Annotated in this window: 23 protein-coding genes; 5 read left to right on the forward strand and 18 right to left on the reverse strand. The window is 53.4% G+C overall.

Annotation, left to right across the window (positions count from 1 at the left end):
• The gene (locus JQ822_RS08440) at positions 1 to 702 is read right to left on the reverse strand and encodes a pirin family protein (protein ID WP_213133097.1); all 702 of its coding nucleotides are present in this window, start codon (positions 700 to 702) and stop codon (positions 1 to 3) included.
• A 104-nt stretch (positions 703 to 806) separates the two neighbouring features.
• Here JQ822_RS08440 and yhaJ point away from each other — a divergent pair, with 104 nt between their 5' ends.
• Positions 807 to 1,703 (forward strand): DNA-binding transcriptional regulator YhaJ, encoded by an 897-nt coding sequence (gene yhaJ, locus JQ822_RS08445; RefSeq protein ID WP_213133098.1) that lies wholly within the window; start codon positions 807 to 809, stop codon positions 1,701 to 1,703.
• Between the two features lie 65 nt (positions 1,704 to 1,768).
• Here the strand turns inward: yhaJ and JQ822_RS08450 are convergent, their stop codons facing one another.
• The 11 genes from JQ822_RS08450 to JQ822_RS08500 form a co-directional block, all read right to left on the reverse strand.
• Entirely contained in the window at positions 1,769 to 2,134 is a 366-nt protein-coding gene (locus JQ822_RS08450; RefSeq protein WP_213133099.1) for a DUF805 domain-containing protein, read from the reverse strand.
• A gap of 126 nt (positions 2,135 to 2,260) precedes the next feature.
• Positions 2,261 to 3,247: a glutathionyl-hydroquinone reductase YqjG gene (yqjG, locus tag JQ822_RS08455; RefSeq protein WP_213133100.1), complete on the reverse strand. Its 987-nt coding sequence runs from the start codon at positions 3,245 to 3,247 to the stop codon at positions 2,261 to 2,263.
• A 71-nt stretch (positions 3,248 to 3,318) separates the two neighbouring features.
• Complete coding sequence (locus tag JQ822_RS08460; RefSeq protein WP_213133101.1) at positions 3,319 to 3,711, reverse strand: DoxX family protein; 393 nt, start codon at positions 3,709 to 3,711, stop codon at positions 3,319 to 3,321.
• Positions 3,712 to 3,926: 215 nt separating this feature from the next.
• Positions 3,927 to 4,226 carry a YqjK-like family protein gene (locus JQ822_RS08465; protein ID WP_213133102.1) on the reverse strand — a complete coding sequence of 100 codons (300 nt, stop codon included), beginning with the start codon at positions 4,224 to 4,226 and terminating at the stop codon, positions 3,927 to 3,929.
• Positions 4,226 to 4,621 (reverse strand): phage holin family protein, encoded by a 396-nt coding sequence (locus JQ822_RS08470; protein WP_213133103.1) that lies wholly within the window; start codon positions 4,619 to 4,621, stop codon positions 4,226 to 4,228. Before JQ822_RS08470 ends, JQ822_RS08465 begins: the two co-directional genes overlap by 1 nt.
• 2 nt (positions 4,622 to 4,623) lie before the next feature.
• On the reverse strand, positions 4,624 to 4,929 hold the full coding sequence (locus JQ822_RS08475) for a DUF883 family protein (RefSeq protein ID WP_096755579.1): 306 nt from the start codon (positions 4,927 to 4,929) through the stop codon (positions 4,624 to 4,626).
• A gap of 33 nt (positions 4,930 to 4,962) precedes the next feature.
• Entirely contained in the window at positions 4,963 to 5,331 is a 369-nt protein-coding gene (locus JQ822_RS08480; RefSeq protein WP_213133104.1) for a DUF1090 domain-containing protein, read from the reverse strand.
• A gap of 147 nt (positions 5,332 to 5,478) precedes the next feature.
• Positions 5,479 to 5,847 (reverse strand): EnvZ/OmpR regulon moderator MzrA, encoded by a 369-nt coding sequence (mzrA, locus tag JQ822_RS08485; protein ID WP_213133536.1) that lies wholly within the window; start codon positions 5,845 to 5,847, stop codon positions 5,479 to 5,481.
• Between the two features lie 18 nt (positions 5,848 to 5,865).
• Positions 5,866 to 6,528 (reverse strand): DedA family general envelope maintenance protein YqjA, encoded by a 663-nt coding sequence (yqjA, locus tag JQ822_RS08490; protein ID WP_045447871.1) that lies wholly within the window; start codon positions 6,526 to 6,528, stop codon positions 5,866 to 5,868.
• A gap of 350 nt (positions 6,529 to 6,878) precedes the next feature.
• A complete protein-coding gene (gene exuR, locus JQ822_RS08495; protein ID WP_213133105.1) occupies positions 6,879 to 7,655 on the reverse strand; it encodes a transcriptional regulator ExuR in 777 nt (258 codons plus the stop codon).
• Between the two features lie 132 nt (positions 7,656 to 7,787).
• Positions 7,788 to 9,089, reverse strand: a complete 1,302-nt coding sequence (locus tag JQ822_RS08500; RefSeq protein WP_213133106.1) for an MFS transporter — start codon at positions 9,087 to 9,089, stop codon at positions 7,788 to 7,790.
• Positions 9,090 to 9,560: 471 nt separating this feature from the next.
• Here JQ822_RS08500 and uxaC point away from each other — a divergent pair, with 471 nt between their 5' ends.
• The 3 genes from uxaC (at position 9,561) to JQ822_RS08515 (ending at position 13,165) form a co-directional block, all read left to right on the forward strand.
• Positions 9,561 to 10,973, forward strand: coding sequence for a glucuronate isomerase (gene uxaC, locus JQ822_RS08505; protein WP_213133107.1), 1,413 nt, complete (start codon positions 9,561 to 9,563; stop codon positions 10,971 to 10,973).
• A gap of 13 nt (positions 10,974 to 10,986) precedes the next feature.
• Positions 10,987 to 12,474 carry a UxaA family hydrolase gene (locus tag JQ822_RS08510; RefSeq protein ID WP_213133108.1) on the forward strand — a complete coding sequence of 496 codons (1,488 nt, stop codon included), beginning with the start codon at positions 10,987 to 10,989 and terminating at the stop codon, positions 12,472 to 12,474.
• Between the two features lie 136 nt (positions 12,475 to 12,610).
• Positions 12,611 to 13,165 (forward strand): YgjV family protein, encoded by a 555-nt coding sequence (locus JQ822_RS08515; RefSeq protein WP_213133109.1) that lies wholly within the window; start codon positions 12,611 to 12,613, stop codon positions 13,163 to 13,165.
• Between the two features lie 17 nt (positions 13,166 to 13,182).
• Here the strand turns inward: JQ822_RS08515 and sstT are convergent, their stop codons facing one another.
• From sstT to JQ822_RS08535, 4 genes are all read right to left on the reverse strand, one after another.
• Positions 13,183 to 14,427, reverse strand: coding sequence for a serine/threonine transporter SstT (gene sstT, locus JQ822_RS08520; protein ID WP_213133110.1), 1,245 nt, complete (start codon positions 14,425 to 14,427; stop codon positions 13,183 to 13,185).
• A 242-nt stretch (positions 14,428 to 14,669) separates the two neighbouring features.
• Complete coding sequence (locus tag JQ822_RS08525) at positions 14,670 to 15,638, reverse strand: TerC family protein (RefSeq protein ID WP_213133111.1); 969 nt, start codon at positions 15,636 to 15,638, stop codon at positions 14,670 to 14,672.
• A gap of 270 nt (positions 15,639 to 15,908) precedes the next feature.
• Positions 15,909 to 16,907 (reverse strand): Gfo/Idh/MocA family protein, encoded by a 999-nt coding sequence (locus JQ822_RS08530; RefSeq protein WP_213133112.1) that lies wholly within the window; start codon positions 16,905 to 16,907, stop codon positions 15,909 to 15,911.
• A gap of 69 nt (positions 16,908 to 16,976) precedes the next feature.
• Positions 16,977 to 17,480, reverse strand: coding sequence for a M48 metallopeptidase family protein (locus JQ822_RS08535; RefSeq protein ID WP_213133113.1), 504 nt, complete (start codon positions 17,478 to 17,480; stop codon positions 16,977 to 16,979).
• Between the two features lie 202 nt (positions 17,481 to 17,682).
• Here JQ822_RS08535 and rlmG point away from each other — a divergent pair, with 202 nt between their 5' ends.
• Positions 17,683 to 18,819 (forward strand): 23S rRNA (guanine(1835)-N(2))-methyltransferase RlmG, encoded by a 1,137-nt coding sequence (gene rlmG / locus JQ822_RS08540; protein ID WP_213133114.1) that lies wholly within the window; start codon positions 17,683 to 17,685, stop codon positions 18,817 to 18,819.
• A gap of 19 nt (positions 18,820 to 18,838) precedes the next feature.
• Here rlmG and JQ822_RS08545 read toward each other — a convergent pair whose 3' ends face one another.
• Together JQ822_RS08545 and ygjK are read right to left on the reverse strand one after the other, a co-directional pair.
• On the reverse strand, positions 18,839 to 20,857 hold the full coding sequence (locus tag JQ822_RS08545; protein WP_213133115.1) for an oxidoreductase: 2,019 nt from the start codon (positions 20,855 to 20,857) through the stop codon (positions 18,839 to 18,841).
• Between the two features lie 146 nt (positions 20,858 to 21,003).
• Positions 21,004 to 23,355 (reverse strand): alpha-glucosidase, encoded by a 2,352-nt coding sequence (gene ygjK, locus JQ822_RS08550; RefSeq protein WP_213133116.1) that lies wholly within the window; start codon positions 23,353 to 23,355, stop codon positions 21,004 to 21,006.
• Positions 23,356 to 23,360: the final 5 nt, after the last annotated feature.

Consider the following 23,360-nt stretch of genomic DNA (forward strand, 5'->3'; position numbering starts at 1 on the left):
CTATACGGGCAAATCTATCAGTAAAGCGCGTAAAGGCGTATCGGCAACTAACGTTATGTTAGCTTCGTCACGAATAAATGCGCCATCACCACAGGTTAGGGCTTCTTTCTCTGCACCAGACGTCACTGCGTGGAACGTGCCGTGGATTGACTGTAAATAGGCGCGTGGCCCATGTAACTGAAAACTCAGTGATTCACCTTTCTTCAGTTCGACGTGGTGTATCCACACCTGCTGGCGAAGATGCAGGCTACCCTGTTCTCCGTCCGGAGAGGCGATCAGTTGATGCTTACCGCTACTCAGCGTGGCTTTCTGTACGCAGGCATTTTCCCGCTGCGGGCAGGCATCCAGCCATAATTGCATGCGGGTTAATGGTTTATCCTTACTGAGGTTGTGTTCGCTGTAGCTTACCCCAGGCTGCGTGGCGAGCAGTAAAACCTCGCCGGATTTTGCCTGAATATGGTTGCCTTCGCTGTCGCGGTATTCTGCTTCCCCTTCAAGGATCAGGTTGACGATATCTACCTTCGGATAGGTACGCGGCTGGAAAGAGGCCCCCGGTGCCAGAACTTCCTGGTTCAGAACACGCAGCGAGGCATAACCCAGCAGCTTAGGATCAAAATAGTGTCCAAAGGAGAAGGTATAACGGGCTTGCAGCCAGCCGTAGTCTGCTTGTCCGCACTGTTTTGCTGTTCGGGTAGTAATCATAGTTCTTGACCTCTCTTTACCTCCTTTTATGTTAAATGGCTAGACGCTGCATTGTTAGCCAGATATTCTGCCCGGTATGTTCAAATTTCCTGAATGAGAACGACATGGCTAAAGAAAGGGCATTAACGCTTGAAGCGTTACGCGTGATGGATGCAATCGACAGACGTGGCAGCTTTGCCGCCGCCGCAGATGAACTGGGGCGCGTTCCTTCCGCCCTCAGCTATACCATGCAGAAACTGGAAGAAGAGCTGGATGTGGTGCTGTTTGACCGCTCAGGTCACCGCACAAAATTCACCAACGTAGGACGTATGCTGCTGGAGCGCGGGCGCGTGCTGCTGGAAGCGGCCGACAAGCTGACCACCGATGCCGAAGCGCTGGCCCGTGGCTGGGAGACGCACCTGACGATTGTTACCGAAGCGCTGGTACCTACTGCGGCGTTCTTCCCGCTCATCGACCGGCTTTCCGTAAAGGCCAACACGCAGCTTTCGGTTATTACCGAAGTGCTGGCCGGGGCATGGGAGCGTCTGGAGCAGGGAAGAGCAGATATCGTGATTGCGCCGGATATGCATTTTCGCTCATCGTCGGAGATTAACTCCCGCAAGCTGTACACGCTGATGAATGTCTATGTGGCCGCGCCGGATCATCCTATCCATCAGGAGCCGGAGCCGTTATCGGAAGTAACCCGAGTGAAATACCGGGGGATTGCGGTAGCGGATACCGCTCGTGAGCGCCCGGTGCTGACCGTCCAGTTACTGGATAAACAGCCGCGCCTGACGGTAAGTTCAATCGAAGATAAGCGCCTGGCTCTGTTGGCCGGGCTGGGCGTGGCGACCATGCCGTACCCGCTGGTGGAAGAGGATATTGCCGCAGGCCGGTTGCGCGTGGTGAGCCCGGAATCGACCAGCGAAATTGACATTATCATGGCCTGGCGACGAGACAGTATGGGTGAAGCGAAATCCTGGTGTCTGCGGGAAATTCCGAAGCTGTTTATGGGGAAATAAGAGGTTGTTAAGCCGGATGACGGTGCAAGCACCTTATCCGGCTAATAAATTACAGGTGTATTACGTCAGGACAGTTGTTTAGGGTCGGCGCCGAAGCGGTTGCTACCCGGTGTGCCGTTCTGACAGTTGAAAATGATGATAACCAACCAGCCAATAATGGGGATCAACAATATCAGCAGCCACCATGCGGAACGGTCAGTGTCATGCAAACGGCGGAACTGCACAGCCCACCACGGTATAAAGACCAGCACCCCATAAATCGTCGTTAATACGCCTTCTCCCCCGGCGCGTTGCCAGCCAAGTATGTTGTCCAGGATGCCCAGCACGAACGAAAAGATGATGTTGACCAGAACAAACATCCAGTACTCTTTGCGCCGTGCACGCCCACCAAAACCAAAGTAGTTCTTGAGAACTTTTAAATACCAATCCATTTGCGCCTCATTCTGCGTTCAATCACTTGTTTTTAAAGCAATCAAACCAAGAATAGCTGCGAATGGAATTCTGGTAAATGTTTACAGGGTGAATTAATAAGGCACCCCAAAGGGTGCCTGTGTAAATTATGCGAAACGGCTGTCACGTCCGTGCGGTTCATCGAGGTCCTGCCACGGGCCGATTGAAATAATACCGGTCGGGTTGATCGTTTTGTGACTGCGGAAATAGTGATGGCGGATATGGTCAAAGTTGACGGTCTCCGCAATGCCTGGCATCTGGTAGATATCGCGCAGAAAACCGTACAGATTCAGGTAGTCGCTGATACGGTGTTTGTCGCACTTGAAGTGGGTGACATAGACCGGATCAAAACGTACCAGCGTAGTCCACAGGCGAATGTCGGCCTCGGTTAGCTGGTCGCCTGTCAGGTAACGATGCTGGCCCAGAATCTGCTCCAGTCGCGCCAGAGATTGAAAGACTTTCTCGACGGCTTCGTCGTACGCATCCTGGCTGGTGGCAAAACCGGCTTTATAGACGCCATTATTGACGTTGTCATAAATCCAGCTATTCAGCTCGTCAATTTTGCTTTGCAGGGCTGGTGGGTAGTAATTACCGGCTTTGGCGCCCAGAGCATCAAACGCGGTGTTAAACATGCGGATGATTTCTGCTGATTCATTGCTGACGATGGTGTGATTCTTTTTATCCCACAGCACCGGTACGGTGACGCGGCCGCTGTAATGCGGATCGGCGTGCAAATACAGCTGATAGAGAAATTCATGCTGATAGAGCGTATCGCCCGTGGCCGCCGGGAAATTATCATCAAACGTCCAGCCATTCTCTAACATCAGCGGATTGACAACAGAAACGGAGATAAACGGCTCCAGGCCCTTGAGCTTGCGCAGAATTAGCGTGCGATGCGCCCACGGACAGGCGAGAGAAACATACAGGTGGTATCGGTCTTTTTCGGCGGCGAAGCCACCCTCGCCAGTCGGACCCGGAGCGCCATCTGCGGTGAGCCAGTTACGGAAAGCCGATGCAGAACGTTGAAATTTCCCCCCGGTCGATTTGGTGTCGTACCAGGTGTCATGCCATACACCGTCAATGAGTTGTCCCATGGTTTTACCTCCTCAGATAGCAAAAGCGAGGAGATATCTCCTCGCTTTTTGATGCGTTTAGTATAGCTTGCTTACCACTTTTTATTCAGTACGCGGTCAATGCTGAATGCGCCAGGACCCGTGATAGCCAGCAGCAGGAAACCGCCTGCGATGGTTAAGTTTTTCATGAACATCAGCGAGTTCATGCCTTCCGCAAAGTTGCTGTGGAAGAGGAACGCGGTCAGCACAGTAAAGCCTGCGGTGAACAGCGCGGTAGTACGGGTCAGGAAACCAAACAGAATGGCCAGACCGCCGCCGAACTCAAGCAGAATAACCAGCGGTAACATGAAACCCGGAACGCCCATGGCTTCCATATATTGTTGGGTACCCGCATATCCGCTGATTTTTCCCCAGCCTGCAGAAATAAACAGGATTGGCATCAGAATGCGCGCTACCAGTACACCAACATCTTCTAATTTTTTCATCGTACTCTCCAGGAAACCACTCAGGCGGCTAATTTTGTTTTTTGTGCATCAACGCTGCATAGCGCGTCATTGCTGTCGATGAAGAGAATCATAAACGGGGAGTGTGACAATTGTTAGCAAGGAAAACTGTCAGTATTTTTCAAAAATTTTGAGTGACGATGAAAAGAGAGGTGAGTAGGCCGCACCATCAGGCCTACGAGGGGAAGCCGAATTAATTAACCGCGCAATTGCTGCTGTCTGATCGTCGCTTTGACCAGCCGCCAGGCGCTCCAGACGCTAAAGCCGCGTTTGGCCCAGCGCACGAGCATATTCGGATGACGAATCGTGCGGACAGCCATGATGCTGCTGCCAACCAGTATCCACGAGCGCAGGCTCAGCAGGGTATTCCAGCCGCGATCGTACGCACGGGTGACTTCCAGCCAGTCGCGGCGGGTGGAGGTCAGATCCAGCCGTTGCTGCTGGATCTGACTAAGCAGCAGCGCCTTACGTTTTTGGCGTTCGACTTTACTGCTCATTACGCATCATCCTCCAGGGCTTGCCTGTCGTGAGCGAGTTCATGGCGGGTATGACGTAACAACGTTGACTTACGGGCTTTACGTAGCGTCCATATCCCGCCAATGAGCGCCAGAAGCAACAGCACAACGGTGGTGGCAATCATCGCGTTGAGACGGTACTGAGGGTCAACGGCCCAGATGATGAGCACCATCAGGCTCATCAGGCCAAATGCTGCGAACAGCATGGTCAGCCCCAGCATCAGCATCAGCTGAATGAGGTTGGCTTTTTCCTCTTCCAGTTCAACAACGGCCAGACGTAACCGGGTCTCGACTATTTCAACGAGGATAGTAATGATCCGTTGCCCGATACCCAGTACGTTTTTGCCTGGACCTTGTGCGTGATCGGAATCAGCCATTGTTAGCGGCGCGACAACAGTACGCCAAGCACCACGCCGACCGCCGCGCCAATACCGACGCCTGTCCATGGATTTTCGCGCACGTAGTTATCGGCTTTTGCAGCGGCTTCGCGAGTTTGCTTCGCGATCACATCGCTGGTTTCACCCAGGCGATTGCGGCTCTCTTTCAGCGCACGCTCTGCTTTGCTGCGAATTTTACTCAACTCTTCTTTCGACTTATCGCCAGAGGAGCTCAGTACCTCTTCAAGCGTATCCGCAAGGGATTTCAGCTCAGCGCGCAGGTGTTCCGTAGCATTATCTTTCGACATAGTTTTCTCCAGGTGAGTGGGTCGTTACCGTACTTAGTAATCGCGTGACTCAAGTTCTTTCAGTTCATTCTGAGCTTCGGCGAGCTTGTGCTCGCGTTTGGTGATTTTATCTGCATCGCCTTTTTGTTTCGCCTCGGCGAGATCACGTTTGCGCTCGGCTACCTCATCTTTCTGTTCGGCGATTTTTTTCTGATGTTCTGCGCGCAGTTTGCTGTCAGAACAGTTAGCCCGGACTTCGCTCAACGCTTTGTTCAGGCCGTTGATACGGCTCTGATTGTTGTGCTTTTCGGCATAGCTAATCTCCCGCTGAATATCGTGTTCTTTTTCCTGACAGAGGGTGTTGGCGTAGCTGCTGGCACTGAGAGCGAAAAGTGTAAAAGCCAAAGCGATGCGGTGTTTCATACTTGAACCTTCCATTGTGATTCGACCCTGTTACGTTAGGGTCGTTGCTCCAGATAATAAAGCATGGGCCATAAACCCAGTTTATTAATCATAGGCACTAAACGGCGAAATCACCAAAGTAGGTGAAATAATTCAGATTCCTGGACGTTAACCAAAACGGTGTGGGGTATCACGTAAAAGAGATAACCACTGCACCGCCTGATTATTATCATCCTGTTGGGCGATGACGAAGCCATGCGGTAACGTTCTGTCCAGAACGACCTTAGCGGCTGCGCTTTGCGCGCTGGAATCGAAGGTGATCAGCAGCGCGTCATTTTGCGGGGTAATGCTTTTAAAGCGAATGCCGTTGGCATCCAGATGATGCCAGATAGAAAAGCCGTCAGGCATGCTGGCGCCCTGGTTAACGGCACGAATGGCAAGCGTCGACTCCTGCTGGCGAATGGCTGACCAGGCCAGGACAAGCGCGCCTAAAAACAGGATAAAAGTGGTTGTCCAGGCCAGTCGTCGGAGCGTTATGCGTGATGGCAGCATAATTTATCCTCGGTTCCCGTACTTCTTTTTCCATAATACAACCAGTGAACCTGCGAGGCCAAATACCAGCAAAACAACGGGAAGCAGCATCAGGCATGACATCAGCTGATCTTCATACTTGAGGAATACCGGCGTTTTGCCTAGCAGATAACCCAGTGATGTCAGGATAAGCACCCATAATAATCCGCTCATCCAGTTGAAGAACTGAAAGCGGGCATTGTTCAGGCCGGATAGCCCTGCAATGGTCGGCAGCAATGTTCTGACGAACGCAATGAATCGGCCCACCAACAGCGCAGACAGGCCATGCTTGTGGAAAAGATGATGCGCGCGCTGATGATAATGTGCGGGAAGATGAGACAGCCAGTTCTGCACGATGCGGGTATTCCCCAGCCATCTCCCCTGGATGTAGCTGACCCAACAGCCGAGGCTCGCCGCCGTGGTGAGTAGCAGTACCGTTTGCGGAAAGCCCATTGCGCCTTTAGCAATAAGCACGCCGACCAGCACCAACAAACTGTCGCCAGGTAAAAAGGCAGCAGGAAGCAGCCCGTTTTCCAGAAACAAAATTGTAAACAGGACAAAATACAGCATGCCAATCATCGAAGGATTGGCCAGTGTTTCAAAATCCTGAGCCCACAAGGCATTCAGTAATTGAGTCAGTAGTTCCATTCAGTATTCCTGGAAAAATCGGTTGTCGTCATGCCGGGTTTCTGGAGTTTGTAATGCCGCAATATTATTGATCTTTTTTTGCATGGATCGCGGTCTGGCACAAATTCACGGCCTGAACTGTTCCCTGTAAAGTTGTGAGGTAAGCAAGCTCTCAAACACAAAAATTCAAAACGCATCTAATTGTAACAAAGGTCAACGTAGTCCGTTATAGAAATTACGGCTGTTGAACTTTGATTTTGCTTATCGCAAAGGAGGGTGGCGAGAGGATTTACACAGGCTGACACTTTATACCTAATGCTTACCGAGCGTCAGAAACAGGCGCCCTGGCGCGCCTGTGAATATGAGAACGCTTATTTTGCCCCGTTAGCGGCAGTATCCAGATGAATCACCGGATTATCGGTGAAAAGATAACGGTCGGCGTTGAACTCAAAATCATCGCTGGTTTCGTTAAACAGCATCTGTTTGGTGTTCTCAAGGTGCTGCCACATCGCCAGTTTGGCAGCATGGGGATCTTTACGAATTAATGCCCGCAGGATCTGGTCATGGTCGTCACACCAGCTATCTACCGTGCGCAGATCGATGTGATCGTGTAATTTCTTCCAGTACGGATTATGTACGCGCTGAGTCCACATTTTTTCAACAATTGCCGCCAAAGCGGAGTTTTGCGTTGCCAGCGCGACCTGCACATGGAATTGAAGATCCCACTCGGAGTCCCGAAAGCTTTTTTCGCTACGCGACTTCTCCTGGATTTCCATCAGTTTCATGATGTCCTGCTTGGTCACCTGGGTGGCGGCGAATTCGGCAATGTTGCTCTCAATGAGCTGGCGGGCCTGGAGCAGCTCAAAAGGACCGAAGCTGGCGAACTCCAGATTGGCATCTGGCGCGACGTAGTGTTTTGGCTGGTTAGAGATGACGTGGATCCCCGACCCTTTGCGTACCTCAACGTAGCCCTCAACCTCGAGCATGATAATGGCTTCCCGGACCACGGTACGGCTGACGTTTTTTTCATCGGCGATAAAGCGCTCGGCGGGAAGTTTCTCACCCACCAGATAGACACCCTGCTCAATGCGTTCTTTAAGATCGGCGGCAAGTTGTTGGTATAAACGTCGTGGTTCGGTGATTTCCATATGCGCTCCAGGCATGATACGGCAGACTCTATTTGTTATACCACTTTTGCGATTACGGCTCCACTCGCGACGACAAAAAAGCCGCCAGTTCGCTGGCGGCTTTGATGATAAACGTTGTTGAAAAGTGTCAGGTCAACTTTGCGGTGCGGGATCGCCAGTTTGTGGCCCCGAGTCGACCTCGCTGGCCGGTTTGTTTTGCAGCACCGTCCAGATGACTAACGCACCGAGCAGATCGAATACCGCCAGCACTGCAAACAGCGGGCTAAAGCCGATGGTGTCAGCCAGAGCGCCGACGACCAGTGCGAACAACGTGCTCGCCAGCCAGGCAGACATCCCGGTCAGGCCGTTAGCCGTCGCGACTTCATTACGGCCAAATACGTCAGAAGAGAGCGTGATCAGCGCACCGGACAGGGCCTGGTGAGCAAAACCACCGACGCACAGCAGCGCGATAGCAATATACGGGCTGGTAAACAGACCAATCATACCAGGGCCAATCATCAGGAATGCGCCCATGGTGACAACCATTTTGCGCGAAACAATCAGGTTTACACCGAACCAGCGCTGGAACAGCGGCGGCAGATACCCGCCAACGATACAGCCGAGGTCGGCAAACAGCATCGGCATCCACGCGAACATGGCAATTTCTTTCAGGTTAAAGCCGTAAACTTTAAACATGAACAGCGGGATCCAGGCGTTAAAGGTACCCCAGGCTGGTTCAGCCAGAAAACGCGGCAGCGCAATTCCCCAGAACTGGCGGTTACGCAGGATCTGCGCGACGGACATTTTCTTGTCAGTGCCGTTTTTATGCTGTGATTCCTGACCATCAAGAATGTAATCGCGTTCTTCGTCAGACAGCTTTTTCTGGTCGCGCGGGTGTTTGTAGAAGACCAGCCAGCACATAGCCCAGATGAAGCTCAGGACACCGGAGATAATGAATGCCATCTGCCAGCTGTGCATCACGATGGCCCAGACGACCAGCGGCGGCGCAATCATCGCGCCAATAGAGGAGCCGACGTTAAAGTAACCGACAGCGATAGAACGCTCTTTGGCCGGGAACCATTCAGAGCTGGCTTTCAGACCCGCAGGGATCATCGCGGCTTCAGCCGCACCCACAGCGCCTCGCGCCAGCGCCAGTCCACCCCAGCTTCCAGCCAGTGCAGTCGCGCCACAGAAGACGGCCCACAGAACGGCGAACATCGCGTAACCTATTTTTGTTCCCAGCACATCAAGAACATAGCCCGCCACGGGTTGCATAACGGTGTAAGCAGCAGAGTACGCTGCGATGATATAGGAATACTGTTGGGTGGAGATGTGTAACTCTTCCATCAGAGTTGGCGCAGCTGCCGCCACAGTGTTACGCGTCAGGTAACCCAGCACGGTGCCAAGCGTCACCAGTGCAATCATATACCAACGTAACCCTTTAATTTTACGCATGTAAAACCTCATCGTTTTGTTATTTCCGCAAGCGAGCGGTCATCGTCCTGTGTAGGGCGGAGGATGTTCTTTTACGAAGGGCGTAACCGAAAAAGCCGGTACTCCCCGAACTTTGCCATGTCAATAATCGTGCTAATTCGGTTTCCGTACCGGTCAATCCGATGGTGAAACATCGGTAATTTGCATTCCGTCGGCTTATGTATTGCGACGGCAAAAAGATAACTTGTCATACAGCTTTAAAAGGTGAGTGCCATCACAAAAGTGTGAATCTTCGTGTGGTCATTATTTCGATTCAGCAAAGCCAGGGCTGGTGCGGGCTGACGCACAATTTACCTCTTTGAGAGTAAATTATTTGTCACCGTTTATTGATCTAACTCACGAAAATATCTTCAGTCTGTGGAAATTGGTGTGATAACTTTGTCAGCATCAAAACATAAGCAATCTGACGCACTCGCTGAGAGGAAGACGATAATGACCCCGTTTATGACTGAAGACTTTTTGCTGGATACCGAATTTGCCCGCCGTCTGTACCATGATTACGCCAAAGATCAGCCCATCTTCGATTACCACTGCCATCTGCCGCCGCAGCAAATCGCGGACAACTACCGCTTTAACAACCTGTATGACATCTGGCTGAAAGGCGATCACTACAAATGGCGCGCCATGCGCACCAACGGTGTCGCTGAGCGCCTGTGTACCGGCGATGCGTCCGATCGTGAGAAGTTTGACGCCTGGGCCGCGACGGTTCCGCACACCATTGGTAATCCGCTGTACCACTGGACGCATCTTGAACTGCGTCGCCCGTTTGGTATTACAGGTAAGCTGCTGTCTCCGACAACTGCTGATGAAATCTGGGAGCAGTGCAATGAACTGCTGGCGCAGGATAAATTCTCCGCGCGCGGCATCATGCAGCAGATGAACGTGAAAATGGTCGGCACTACCGATGATCCGATCGACTCTCTGGAGCATCACGCATCGGTCGCTAAAGACAGTACCTTTGCCGTTAAAGTGCTGCCGAGCTGGCGTCCGGATAAAGCCTTCAACATTGAGCTGGCGACCTTCAACGACTATATGGCGAAGCTGGGTGAAGTGTCTGACACTGACATCCGCCGCTTCACCGATCTGCAGGCTGCGCTGACGAAGCGTCTGGACCACTTCGCTGCTCACGGCTGTAAAGTGTCCGACCACGCGCTGGACGTGGTGATGTTTGCTGAATCTAACGAATCTGAACTGGACAGCATCCTGGCGCGTCGTCTGGCGGGTGAGACGCTGAACGAGCATGAAGTGGCGCAGTTTAAAACGGCCGTGCTGGTGTTCCTCGGTGCGGAATACGCGCGTCGCGAATGGGTACAGCAATACCACATCGGCGCGCTGCGTAATAACAACCTGCGTCAGTTCAAACTGCTGGGCGCGGATGTTGGCTTTGACTCCATCAATGACCGTCCAATGGCGGAAGAGCTGTCCAAATTGCTGAGCAAGCAAAACGAGCAGAACCTGCTGCCAAAAACCATTCTGTATTGCCTGAATCCGCGCGATAACGAAGTGCTGGGCACCATGATCGGCAACTTCCAGGGCGAAGGGATGCCGGGCAAGATGCAGTTTGGCTCCGGCTGGTGGTTCAACGATCAGAAAGACGGAATGGAACGTCAAATGACGCAGTTAGCGCAGCTTGGCCTGCTGAGCCGTTTTGTCGGCATGCTGACCGATAGCCGTAGCTTCCTGTCATATACACGTCATGAATATTTCCGCCGCATTCTGTGCCAGATGATTGGCCGCTGGGTTGCCGCAGGTGAAGCCCCGGCAGATATCCAGTTGCTGGGTGAAATGGTAAGAAATATCTGCTTCAACAATGCGCGCGATTACTTCGCCATTGAACTGAACTAAGGTCCGGGTTGATATGCAATACATCAAGATCCATACGCTGGATAACGTTGCGGTTGCACTGGCCGATCTGTCGCAAGGCACGCAGGTGAGTGTTGATAGCCATACCGTAACGCTTCGACAGGACGTTGTACGTGGACACAAATTTGCCCTGAGTGATATTGCACAGGGTGAGAACGTCATTAAATACGGCCTGCCAATTGGCCATGCTCTGGCGGATATCGCGGCGGGCGAGCATATCCATGCTCACAATACGCGTACCAATCTGAGCGATCTGGATGAATATAGCTATCAACCCGACTTTCAGGAGTATGAAGGACAACCGGCAGATCGCGACGTACAGATCTACCGTCGTGCTAACGGCGATGTTGGGGTGCGTAACGAACTGTGGATCCTGCCGACCGTTGGTTGCGTCAACGCCATGGCGCGTCAGATGCAGACCCGTTTCCTGAAAGAGACCAACGATGCCGAAGGTATCGACGGTGTTCATCTCTTCAGCCACACCTACGGGTGTTCGCAACTGGGTGATGACCACATCAATACCCGCACTATGCTGCAAAATATGGTGCGCCATCCGAATGCGGGTGCGGTGCTGGTGGTGGGTCTCGGTTGTGAAAACAATCAGGTTGATGTCTTCCGCGAAACGTTGGGCGAGTTTGATCCTGAACGCGTTCACTTCATGGTCTGTCAGCATCAGGAAGACGAAGTGGAAGCGGGAATCGAACATCTCCATCAGTTGTACAACGTGATGCGTCACGATAAGCGCGAGCCGGGCAAACTAGGCGAACTGAAGTTTGGTCTGGAGTGCGGCGGGTCTGACGGCCTGTCTGGTATTACCGCCAACCCGATGCTGGGGCGCTTCTCTGACTACGTGATTGCCAACGGCGGTACTACCGTGTTGACCGAAGTGCCGGAAATGTTTGGCGCCGAGCAGTTGCTGATGAGTCATTGCCGTGACGAAGAGACGTTTGGCAAGCTGGTAACCATGGTCAATGACTTCAAACAGTACTTTATTGCCCACGACCAGCCGATTTATGAGAACCCGTCGCCGGGTAATAAGGCGGGGGGCATCACCACGCTGGAAGATAAATCACTGGGTTGCACGCAGAAAGCGGGTTCCAGCCAGGTGGTGGACGTGCTGCGCTATGGCGAACGCCTGAAAACGCGCGGTCTGAATCTGTTAAGCGCACCGGGTAACGATGCGGTCGCCACCAGTGCCCTGGCGGGCGCGGGCTGCCATATGGTGCTGTTCAGCACCGGGCGCGGAACACCTTACGGCGGCTTTGTGCCGACGGTGAAAATCGCCACTAACAGCGAGCTGGCGGCGAAGAAAAAGCACTGGATCGATTTTGACGCCGGACAGTTGATTCACGGCAAAACCATGCCTCAGTTGTTAAACGAGTTTGTCGATACCATCGTTGAGTTTGCCAACGGCAAGCAGACCTGCAATGAGCGTAACGATTTTCGTGAGCTGGCTATCTTCAAAAGTGGCGTAACGCTGTAGTTAGCCTTTACCTTTCGCAGCCAGCATCGCTGTAACACGAAATCTGTTGGGTAAGATTGTTTATGGTGGAATCTAAAAACAGCGTTTCATAATATGGGACGCTGTTTGTTTTTGCATTTCCTTACAAGGATCTCCCATGACCGCGTATTGGCTGGCCCAGGGCGTAGGTGTCATCGCCTTTCTGATCGGCATTACCACCTTTTTCAACCGTGATGAGCGCCGGTTCAGGCTGCAACTCGCCGTCTACAGCGCCACTATTGGCGTGCATTTTTTTCTGATGGGAGCCTGGCCTGCGGGAATGAGCGCAGAGCTAAACACCATCCGCACGCTCGTCTCGATGCATACCCGCAAACTGTGGGTAATGACCGTTTTTATTATCCTCACCCTGGTTCTCGGGCTGGCGAAATTACAGCATGCGATGGAGCTGTTGCCGATAATCGGCACGCTGGCCAGCACCTGGGCGCTGTTTCGCTGCCAGGGGTTAACCGTGCGCTGCGTAATGTGGTGCGCAACCGCCTGCTGGGTTATTCATAATTTCTGGTTGGGATCGATTGGCGGGACGATGATCGAAGGCAGTTTTCTGGTGATGAACGGTCTGAACATTATTCGCTTCCGGCGAATGCAAAAACGTGGAATTGATCCGTTCAAAATTGAAAAAAGCGTACAGCAAGAGAACCCCTCCGCCCGCTGACGGAGGGGGAGAAGCAATTAGCCGCGCAGAGCGTTGTTTGCCAGACGCTCATCCTCAGCCTGGCAGGCTGCAGCAGTAAACAGCACGTCAGTTGATGAGTTCAGTGCTGTTTCACAGGAGTCCTGCAATACGCCGATAATAAAGCCGACGGCAACCACCTGCATGGCGATATCATTTGGAATACCGAACATATTGCATGCCAGTGGGATCAGCAGCAGAGAGCCACCCGCCACGCCAGATGCACCACAGGCACAGAGCGATGCCACTACGCTCAACAGCAGCGCAGTCGGTAAATCAACCGGGATCCCCAGCGTATTCACCGCCGCCAGTGTCAGCACGGTGATGGTGATCGCCGCGCCAGCCATGTTGATGGTGGCGCCCAGCGGGATAGACACAGAGTAGGTATCACGGTCCAGATTCAGCTTCTCACACAGTGCCATATTCACCGGAATGTTGGCGGCAGAACTGCGGGTAAAGAAGGCATACACGCCGCTTTCACGCAGGCAAGCCAGCACCAGCGGATACGGGTTGCGGCGAATTTTCCAGAACACCAGCAGCGGGTTGACCACAAACGCCACCAGCAGCATACAGCCTACCAGCACCGCCAGCAGCTGCGCATAGCCCCACAGCGTGGCAAAACCGGTGGTTGCCAGCGTGGAAGAAACCAGGCCGAAGATACCGATTGGCGCGAAACGAATGACCAGTTTCACCATAAAAGTGACGGCGTTGGACATATCGTTAACCAGATTTTTGGTTGTTTCATTGCCGTGACGTAGCGCAAAGCCAAGGCCGACAGCCCATACCAGAATACCGATGTAGTTAGCGTTCAGCAGGGCATCAATGGGGTTAGATACCATGCTCATCAACAGCCCACGCATCACTTCGACAATGCCTGATGGCGGCACAATATCGTTGGCGCTGCTGGCAAGATGCAAAGTAGATGGGAAGGCAAAACTGAACACCACCGCTGCTAACGCCGCAGAGAATGTACCGAGCAGGTAGAGGAACAGTATCGGGCGGATATTGGTTTTTTGCCCATGCTGGTGGTTAGCGATAGAGGCCATAACCAGCATCAGAACCAGGATTGGGGCGACGGCTTTTAATGCGCCGACGAACAGGGTGCCCAGCAAACCAGCGGCTTCTGCGGCCGGTTTTGATATCAGTGCCAGCAAAATCCCCAGTACCAAACCCACCAAAATTTGCTTAACCAGGCTCCCTTGCGCCAAACGCGAGATCAGCCCCGATGAACGTTGCGTAGTCATTTCGTAATCCTTTTATTGTGTTGTCGCCTTGCCCTTGTGCATTCTGTAGACGCATCTTTCAGGATGAGGCAAATGTTTGCATGGCTGAGTATAAGGAAAGAACAAGGCTCGGGAAGATAAATATCCTGGATTTTACGCTGAGATCATATTTTATAACCTTAAATTAACATTTTGGTGACATGTTAAATAAAAAGCCCGACGTACAAAAGGGCGTCGGGCCTGGCAAGTTATAGAAATAAACGTTACTGCGTTTGCTGTTTTTTATCGTGCTGGTGGTTGACCCACGCATTCACAATCAGCGTTACAAACAAGATCCCGAACACCACGCCTAACGAGATAGCGATAGGAATATGGTAGAAATCGACGATCAACATCTTGATGCCGATAAACACCAGAATGATCGACAGTCCGTACTTCAGCATCGAGAAACGCTCCGCCACGCCCGCAAGCAGGAAGTACATCGCACGCAGACCCAGGATAGCAAACAGGTTAGAGGTCAGCACGATGAACGGGTCGGTGGTCACGGCAAAGATTGCCGGAATGCTGTCGACGGCAAAGATAACATCGCTCAGCTCAACCAGAATCAGCACCAGCATCAGCGGCGTCACGAACAGCAGACCGTTCTTACGCACGAAGAAATGCTCGTTCTCGATGGTGTCGGTCATCCGCAGATGACCGCGCAACCAGCGCACTAACGGCCTGTCGCCAATGCCGGAAGCATCTTCTTTTGCCAGCGCCATCTTCACGCCGGTAAACAGCAGGAACGCGCCGAACACGTACAGCAACCATTCAAACTGGGTGATAAGCCAGCTGCCTGCGAAGATCATGATGGTACGCAGGACAATCGCCCCCAGCACGCCATACACCAGTACCCGACGCTGCAACGCTGGCGGTACGGAGAAGTAGCTAAACAGCATCAGCCAGACAAAGACGTTATCCACCGCCAGCGATTTTTCGATCAAATAGCCGGTGAGGAACGCCAGCGCCTGTGGGTCCGCGACGGCGCGCCCCTGAGTTTCTGCCAGATACCACCAGAATGCGGCGTTAAACAGTAACGACAACGTGACCCAGACGATTGACCAGGCGGCAGCCTGCTTCATCGACATCGTATGCGCGCCGCGACGACCCTGCAGCAGCAGATCGATGGCCAGCATAATCACCACCACAACAGCGAAGCCACCCCATAACAACGGTGTGCCGACAGTATTCATTATTTATCCCCATGCATAAAAAAACGGCCAACGCCGAATGACGTTAGCCGCTGCTTTTCATGCATAGACCTTGCCATTCGGCAAGGTCTCACTTACAACAACAAAGGAATACGTTGACGTATTCCTTTGTTATCGCCCGGCGACCGGATGTGGTTTTTCACACATCGTAATGACGATCAACCGGCAACGAAGTTACTCCCCTTTGCGGGTAACAAAGTATTACAGGCCACGCTTCCAGTCAATGGCCTGCAACATTCGTTTTACACAGTTTTACGCAATCAGCGGCGTATTCTCGCCATCAGCAGGGAAAACGACACCGGTCTGGCGGCGTATTTCCGTTTGCAGTTTAGCTGTAACGCGGCTGACGGTCAGTGCCGGGTGATCCACGTCGCCGGATTCAACCAGGTGAGCAAAAAGCTCTGCCTCATACAGCATAGTATTGATGTGCTGAGGTAGCGTCAGATCCTGCGTTTTTCCACCGCGCGGAACGAAGCACACTTTCTGGCACTCGGAGATGTGCTCAATAACTAACGAGCCCGACTCGCCCTGAATTTCACTGGCTAATACCGAGTCGCTCACTTTGGAGTGCTGGAGCGTGACGCTGAAATCACCGTAGTTCAGCACCACTACGCCGTGGGCATCAACGCCGCTTTCCAGCAGGCTGGCGCTGGCCTGTACGCTCTGTGGTTCGCCCCACAGCGCAACCGCTGAGGCCAGGCAGTAAAAGCCGATATCCATAATCGAGCCATTCGAGAACGCCGGATTAAACGTGTTCGGGTTCTCACCGTCGAGATAACGCTGGTAGCGTGAGGAGTACTGGCAGTAATTGATAAATGCTTTCCTGACTCTTCCGACTTTGGGCAGAGATTGCTGCAACAGCAGGAAATTGGGCAAACTGGCGGTCTTAAATGCTTCAAACAGCACCACCTGGTTTTCGCGCGCGCAGGCGATAGCAGCATCGACTTCTGCCAGGTTTGAGGCCAGCGGCTTCTCACAGATCACGTGCTTCTTGTGCGTCAGAAACAGCCGGGTCTGCGGGAAGTGCAGCGAGTTTGGGCTGGCGATATACACCGCATCAATGGCGTCGCTTTGCGCCATCGCTTCCAGCGAGGTAAACAGATGCTCGACGAGATAATCGTTAGCGAAGGTTTGTGCCTGTTCAAGGCTGCGGGAATAGACTGCTGTTAACTTATATTTGCCGGTTTCATGGGCGGCATCCACAAACTGGCGGGTGATCCAGTTTGTGCCAATCACTGCGAAACGTATCATAAAGGCCTTCAGGCTGCGAAAAGAGATCCTTTTGCCAATTTAGCATGCCTTGCTGACAAAGCCAGTGCGCTACTGCGCAGTTTGCTTTAGCGATTGTTGCGTTAACCACAGGCGGGTGTCGAATTCCAGCTGGTGATACTGAGGCTCCATATGGCAGCACAGCTGGTAAAATGCTTTGTCGTGCTCTTTTTCTTTCAGGTGCGCCAGTTCGTGCACGACGATCATGCGTAAAAAGGGTTCCGGGGCGTTGCGAAATACGGTGGCGACGCGGATTTCCGCTTTGGCTTTGAGTTTGCCGCCCTGCACGCGAGAGACGGCGGTATGCAGCCCAAGCGCATTCTTCAGTACGTGGATCTTACTGTCATACATCACTTTATTCAGCGGCGGGGCGTTGCGCAGAAACTGACTTTTCAGATCCTGGGTATATTGCCAGAGCGCTTTATCGGTCGCGAAGTCATGCGTTCCCGGATAACGTTTTTCCAGTACCGCGCCCAGACGCTGCTCGGCTATTAATGTGCGTACCTGAGAAAGTAAATTCTCCGGGTAGCCCTGGAGGTAGGTAAGTTGGTTCATTTGTGCCCCATCCACTTCATCCTTCAAGCTGCCTCTGTGTTGGCTGCGTTCGCGCACCCCAGTCACGTACTAAATGTACGCTCCTAGGGATTCACTCACTTGCCGCCTTGATGCAACTTGAATGATTTTGTGTATTCAAAATGTTGTATACTCACGCACCCTTTTCAGGGATACGCCGAAATTTTACCATTCAGGAGGGCCGATGAGCCACATAGACAACGGTTTCCGTTCGCTGTCACTTAAACGTTTCCCGGAAACGGATGACGTTAACCCGCTGCTGGCGTGGGAAGCTGCGGATGAATATCTGCTGCAACAGCTGGACGATACCGAGATTAGCGGCCCGGTGCTGATCCTGAATGATACCTTCGGCGCGCTGGGCTGTGCGCTGGCGGAACATTCGCCGTACAGCATTGGCGACTCCTATTTAAGCGAGCTGGCGACGCGTGAAAACCTGCGCCATAACGACATTGCCGAATCCAGCGTCAGGTTCCTCGACAGCACCGTCGAATACCCGCAGGCACCGGGTGTGGTGCTGATTAAGCTGCCAAAAACCATGGCGCTGCTGGAGCAGCAACTGCGTGCGTTACGCTTGGTTGTAACGCCGCAAACGCGCATCATCGCGGGTGCGAAGGCGCGCGACGTTCATACCTCGACGCTTGAACTGTTTGAAAAGGTGTTGGGCAAAACCACCACCACGCTGGCATGGAAAAAAGCCCGTCTGATCAACTGTACGTTCAGCAACCCTGAGCTGGCTGAAGCCTCACAAACGCTGAGCTGGAAGCTGGAAGGTACCGACTGGACGATTCACAACCACGCCAACGTTTTCTCCCGGACCGGGCTGGATATTGGCGCACGGTTCTTTATCGAACACCTGCCTTCCAATCTGGAAGGCGAGATTGTCGATCTCGGCTGTGGTAACGGCGTGGTTGGCCTGACGTTGCTGGAGAAAAACCCGCAAGCGAGCGTGGTGTTTGTTGATGAATCGCCGATGGCGGTGGCGTCCAGTCGTCTGAACGTTGAAACCAACATGCCTGAAGCGCTGGATCGCTGCGAGTTTATGATCAACAACGCGCTGTCCGGCGTGGAGCCGTTCCGCTTTAACGCCGTACTGTGTAACCCGCCGTTCCACCAAAAGCACGCGCTGACCGACAACATCGCCTGGGAGATGTTCCACCACGCTCGCCGCTGCCTGAAGATCAACGGCGAACTGTATATCGTGGCCAACCGTCACCTCGATTACTTCCACAAGCTGAAGAAGATTTTCGGCAACTGCGAAACCATCGCCACCAACAACAAATTCGTGGTGCTGAAAGCGGTGAAATTAGGTCGTCGTCGCTAATCTCTGATGCCGGATGGCGCTAAATCTCCAGCGCCAGCCGGGTGCCTTGCGCAATAGCGCGTCGGGCATCCAGTTCTAACGCCACATCGCACCCGCCAATCAGATGCACCGTTTTACCTGCCGCATGCAGCGGATCGACCAGTTCACGGCGTGGCTCCTGTCCGGCGCAAATTACCACGTTATCCACGTTAAAGATCAGCGGTTCGCCGTTCAACACAACGTGTAACCCTTCATCATCGATCTTCTGATAGCTCACTGACGGGATCATTTTCACACCGCGCGACAGCAGGGTGGCGCGATGGATCCAGCCCGTCGTTTTACCTAACCCTTGTCCCGGTTTGCTGGCTTTACGCTGCAGCATCACTATCTGGCGTGGGCTACGGGATAACAGCGGACCTTCCGGGCGTAAACCGCCGGCCTGTTGCAGGCTGGTATCAATCCCCCATTCTATACAGAATTCCGCAATGTTTTGGCTGGTGGGCTCTCCGGGCTGGCTCAGATACATGGCGGTATCAAAGCCGATCCCACCGCAGCCAATAATGGCAACGCGCTTACCCACCGGCGCTTTATCACGTAATACATCGAGATAGGTCAGCACTTTAGGATGGTCGATCCCGTCGATCGGCGGGGTACGCGGTTCGATCCCGCTGGCGAGGATTACTTCATCAAACGATTGTAACTCGTGCGCGGATACAAAATGATTCAACTTCAGCGTCACGCCGGTGACGTCGATCATACGGCGGTAGTAGCGCAGCGTTTCGTAAAACTCTTCTTTGCCGGGGATCTGTTTGGCGATATTAAACTGCCCGCCAATCTCGCCATGTGCATCAAACAGCGTCACATGATGCCCACGCGCGGCGGCGTTAACAGCAAAGGCGAGACCTGCAGGACCGGCGCCGACCACCGCCAGATTCTTCAGATGTGTCGCCGGTACGATCGGCATTTTAGTTTCATGACAGGCGCGTGGATTGACCAGGCAGGAGGTCACTTTGCCGACGAAGATCTGATCCAGGCAGGCCTGATTACAGCCGATGCAGGTGTTGATCTCATCTGCTCGTCCGCTTTGTGCTTTTGACAGTAGCTCGGCGTCGGCAAGGAAAGGGCGCGCCATCGACACCATATCGGCATCGCCACGGGCCAGAATATCGTCGGCCACTTTAGGGTCGTTAATGCGGTTAGTGGTGACCAGTGGGACTGTCACGTGACCTTTCAGTTTGCGCGTCACCCAGCTAAACGCGCCGCGCGGCACCGGCGTGGCGATGGTGGGAATACGCGCCTCGTGCCAGCCAATCCCGGTGTTAATAATGGTCGCACCTGCGGCTTCTATCGCCTGCGCCAGTTGGACGGTTTCGTCAAAGGTTCCGCCATTTTCCACCAGGTCGAGCATCGACAAGCGAAAGATAATAATAAAGTCGTTACCGGCACGTTGACGAACGGCCCGCACGACCTCCACGGCAAAACGCATGCGGTTGGCATAATCGCCGCCCCATTCGTCAGTACGCTGGTTGGTTCGCAGGGTGAGAAATTCGTTGATCAGATAGCCTTCTGAACCCATGACTTCTACACCGTCGTAGCCTGCTTCCCGCGCCAGCTGTGCGCAATGGGCAAAATCCTCAATCAGTTGCAGCACTTCATCGTGGTTCAGTTCATGCGGGGTAAAGCGGTTGATTGGGGCCTGAATGGCGGAAGGCGCGACCAGATGCGGCTGATAGCTGTAGCGCCCGGTGTGCAGAATTTGCAGCGCGATTTTGCCGCCTTCTTCATGTACCGCATCGGTAATCACGCGGTGATGCGGCAGCTGGCTGGCGTCGTTCAGCATCGCGCCGCCCTCCATTCCTACGCCGGATAGCGCAGGCGCAATGCCTCCGCTCACAATCAGGGCTACGCCGTGACGGGCGCGTTCGGCGTAGAACGCGGCCAGCCGTTCTGCACCATCGGGATACTCTTCCAGACCGGTATGCATCGAACCCATCAGCACGCGGTTTTTAAGCGTGGTGAATCCCAGATCGAGCGGGGCGAACAGCGACGGATAGCTCATAAAGGTGTCCAGTATGTAAAATTATTGTTATGTGGTCGGATGAGTTACTAATTTAGCCGTCGCTGCGCAAAAGGGAAAAGGGGAATGCCGTGATTGTGATGGGATTCAAAAAAGAGGCTCTCCTTTTCAGGAGAGCCAATCGGAAGTTACTGCTGTTTCAGAAAGTCGCTATACAGCATGTAGAGGTGTGCCGCGCTCCAGGAGAAGTTAGGCGCACCCTGCTGCGCGCCGGTCAGCGGGTTATAGTTTTCCTGAATTGGGCCGTCAGCGGTGAGACCTTTCGCATGTTTGAAGAACGTATCCGCCATTTTCAGTGCCTCATCGCGATAGCCATAACGCTCCATCCCTTTTAAGCCAAACCAGAACTGATCCACCCACACGCGCCCGCGCCAGTAAATATCCGGGCCGAAAGCCGGGTTGGTGAGCGCCGCGGTGCCCAGCGGTACAAAGGTGTTGAACTCTTTAGGGTCGAGCATCACTTTCACCACCGCGTCAGCATGGGGTTGTGTAGCCGCGCCGTTAAACAGCGGTGACCAGCCTTCCGGCCCTTTGCCGCGTTCGACGATGGGTTTTCCCGCACAGCCGTTGGCCAGCGGCTTTTCTTCGATGCGCACATCATAGAAAAATTGTGTATTGGCATCGAACATACAGGTATTGATGTAGTCCGCCAGTTTCGTCGCCAGCGCCTGATAGCGTTTTGCGTCCTGTGTTTTACCGAGCAGGGTCGCCATTTCCGCCAGGTAATGGTTATCGCTGTACATATAGCTGGCCTGATCGACCGACTCCTGCAGCAGTGAATATCCCAGTAATTTCCCGTCGTGACTGCGGTTTTCGGCAAATTTCACCACCCAGTCGCCGCGCTTGCCACCGTTCGCGACGTATTTATCCAGTTGCTCTTTGTCGATAAAACCAAACACTGCGGCATCATCACGACCGGATTCCCATCCGGCGGCAACCTGCGCCGGAATGGTCAGGCTGTCATACTGACCTTTGCTGATGACGGAGGCGTAGTTTTTCAGCCCGGAGAGGGTCTCTTCCTTGTCGCCATTTTTCACCGTAAATAACATTTCGCCGCTGTCGGTGTTGTGGGCTTTATCGCGGGTCGCGCCGTACTCAGGAACGCCGTTACCGTTATGATCGCGGTTACGCAGCCACCAGTCGTGGTACGCCACCAGTTTTGGGTACATCTCCTGGAGCCAGGCCTTGTCTTTAGTGACGTTATAGACCTCCATCACTGACCACGCCGCGAGGCTGGGCTTGGTGTTACGCTCGTTCCAGTTACCGCCATCGCCACCGCGTTCCGGGATAGGGTTCCAGGTGACCAAATCGAGGATCATCCCCGCATCCTGCGGACGTACCGGATCGTTGGGCTGGATTTGCCAGTCAAAGAGCGCACGAATGCTATCTTTCGCAATCTCGGGGTTAAAGTGCACCATGGCGAAGGCAATCTTCCAGGAATCCCAGGCATAGGTCTGATTACCGGAGAACCAGCGGGCCGTTACCGAGGGCGTGACGGTATTGTGTTTCACGGCCCCGCCGGGGGTTCGCCAGTTGCCGTTCAGCGTTTCGATCGCCTTCACCGCCACTCGGGTTTGTTCTGGGGTGGCATCCGGGTTGTTTAAGCCTTTCTTGAGATATTCGTCCCAGCGCTGCTGCGAAGCGAGCATGTAGGAAGAAGGACGCGCCAGAATATCGCGGATCTGCGGCTGCTCTTTTGCCACATCTTCGGCGGTAAGCAGATGAGAATAAGTGGTGTAAATTGTCGTCGAACCGTTGATATGGGCCTTCCCCGTGAAGCGATGACCGCTAACCGTGGTTTTCATGGCGACAGATTTATGCACCTGATACGCCGACTCGCCGGAGGTCAACAGATCCCACGTTGAGCGCACTTTACCGAAGGTGACTTTCAGGCCGTCGTGCGTTGCGGTGATTTTTCGCTGGTAGTCCGGGTATTCGCCATCAATGGTTTTATCCGACAGCGCTTTTCCCTCTTTGGCTTCCAGCTTATTCAGTAATTCGCCGTCCCACACCAGATCCAGCGGTGTGTTGCTGGTGATTTTGGTTTCCAGCAGCGAGGTATGTGGACTGGCAAAGCGCAGCGTCATCTCGACCTGCACCTCTTTTGATGACAGTTTCTGCACCAGCGCACCGGGAATGCTCCAGGCCTCGAGGGTGAAATCGACCTTTTTACCGTGCTGATATACCGTCAGGCGATCGAAGTTGGTCGCCATAAAGTTGATGTACTCTTCCGTCAGCAGAGCAACACCCGGAAAGCCCCCCATCGTTGTGGGGCCATCTGGCAACAGGTGTCCGTGCCATGAGCCGAGGTCGAAAAAGGGATTAAAGCGCTGATGGTCGTCGTAATCGTAGTCGTGCATGTAGCCGGGCGCACCGGTGCGATCGATGACGTTTTTAAAGCCGTCAGCGTTAGCCGCCAGTGCGGAGAAACTCATCAGTAGAGCGCAGGCCAGCGGTGTAAGAACAGTTTTGATTTTCATGGTAT

This window comes from Citrobacter sp. FP75, assembly GCF_018342065.1.
In the GTDB taxonomy this organism is placed as follows: Bacteria; Pseudomonadota; Gammaproteobacteria; order Enterobacterales; family Enterobacteriaceae; genus Citrobacter.